The organism is Vibrio sp. M260118 (assembly GCF_036533755.1).
In the GTDB taxonomy this organism is placed as follows: Bacteria; Pseudomonadota; Gammaproteobacteria; order Enterobacterales; family Vibrionaceae; genus Vibrio.
Genome location: NZ_JATABG010000553.1, coordinates 1 through 1,581 on the forward strand (window position 1 = coordinate 1; position 1,581 = coordinate 1,581).

Annotated in this window: 3 protein-coding genes; all 3 read left to right on the plus strand. The window is 45.3% G+C overall.

Translation table 11 applies throughout. The annotated features are described in order from the left end of the window. Window positions 1–220: DUF3010 family protein (locus QTO00_RS19460; RefSeq protein ID WP_331426217.1), on the plus strand; the 220-nt coding region annotated here is incomplete at its 5' end. Between the two features lie 213 nt (window positions 221–433). Then, entirely contained in the window at window positions 434–1,108 is a 675-nt protein-coding gene (locus QTO00_RS19465) for a response regulator transcription factor (protein WP_331426218.1), read from the plus strand. Continuing rightward, complete coding sequence (locus tag QTO00_RS19470; RefSeq protein ID WP_331426219.1) at window positions 1,092–1,568, plus strand: hypothetical protein; 477 nt, start codon at window positions 1,092–1,094, stop codon at window positions 1,566–1,568. Before QTO00_RS19465 ends, QTO00_RS19470 begins: the two co-directional genes overlap by 17 nt. Window positions 1,569–1,581: the final 13 nt, after the last annotated feature.

Genomic DNA, 1,581 nt, shown 5'->3' on the forward strand with positions numbered 1-1,581 from the left:
TCAGACCAAAGGCAAATTTGCTGGCGGCGCAGTTGGCTTTAAGCTAGAAGCTGCTATTCAATTAATCGACGGTTTAAACGTAGAGGTCGTCTCTCCTACCTCAATTAAAGAGAGCCTTAAGCGCAACCCACTCGGTATTCAGTTTAAAGATACAGGTCTTAAACAGTACCAAGAACAAGCATTTACCACGGCTTACGCTTGCGCAATGATGCGCGGTTAAAGACCGCTAGAGTTACATTAACAAATCTTAATGTTTCGTTAAGGCTAGCTAAATAAGCATTACTTTAAAGTGTAACTCATTCATTAAAAACGTTTTTCGGTTTACCCCCTAAACCGTCATGGCTCGCATTAGTCACGCGAGCCTTATTTTTTCCGCTTAAAATCATAGATTTATTCGATATGATAGCCCCACGAAACATAAGCAGGGGTTATTGTGAAAATACTCATCATCGAAGACGACCAAACCACACGTGACTTTGTAGCCAAAGGCCTACAAGAACACGGCTACAGTGTTGATCAAGCAGAAGACGGCAAGAAGGGCCTGATGATGGCACTGAGCAGTGATTATCAGCTCATCATCCTTGATCGCATGTTACCCTATTTAGATGGCATGAAGGTGTTATCGGCCATTCGAGCCACTGACAGTAATATCCCTGTACTTATTCTTAGCGCGATGGACAGCATAGAAGCGCGGGTAGATGGGCTACAAGCAGGCAGTGATGACTATCTAATTAAACCATTTGCCTTAGCTGAGCTTATCGCCCGTGTCGACATTATCATCAATCGCGTCCATCGTTCTTCCCCACCCTCGCACACATTAAGCTATGACTGCTTGAGCATCGATCTTAAAACCCACAAGTTAGTCTGCAACGGCAAAGAGTTGCTGCTTCAACCTAAAGAGTTCCAATTGATTCAGCACTTCATCGAGCACAATGAACAAGTTGTGTCTCGGATGCGGCTGTTCGAGAGCATTTGGAGCTACCATTTTGACCCGAAAACCAATGTTATTGATGTTCATGTGGCAAACCTAAGACGTAAGCTTGAAGAGGCTGGGTGTACTGGGCTACTTCACACGGTGAGAGGCGCAGGTTATGTCCTTCGTCGATAACTACGAGCTCACGCGCTCATCCGTCTTCAAAATCCTGCTTGGCTTGTTTGTTTTTATCGCAGCGGCGAACACTATTTTTATACGCCAACTTTACGTTGACTCACACGCTTTTCACCGCGAACAACTAACCAAGCAGCTCAATGATGAAATTCTCGAATTTAGTTTCGCTGCCAAGCAAGGCAGAACCAGTGTCGAGAGTTTGCTGGGCACCAAGCAGGCATTAGATACTCCCTTCTTTTACCGCTTAGTTGAATCGATCGAACCTGTCTACACTCAGTACTACCCTATTGCTGCGCTACCAAGCGAAAAAACCAACATCCTGTTAGGTAACGATTTTAGACTTGAGATCGGTGTCAATAAAAGCGTGGTCGAGGCGCACCGCAATTCGTTGGCACCAATCGTATTCTCAGGCATCATTCTACCCGTCGCGGTGATGCTCAGTGCTGCTCTGGTCTTTTAAACGCTAATCCTTA

Coding starts and splice junctions, on each gene's coding strand:
- QTO00_RS19470 (WP_331426219.1), top strand. CDS start 1,092: ATGTCCTTCGTCGATAACTACGAGCTCACGCGCTCATCCGTCTTCAAA.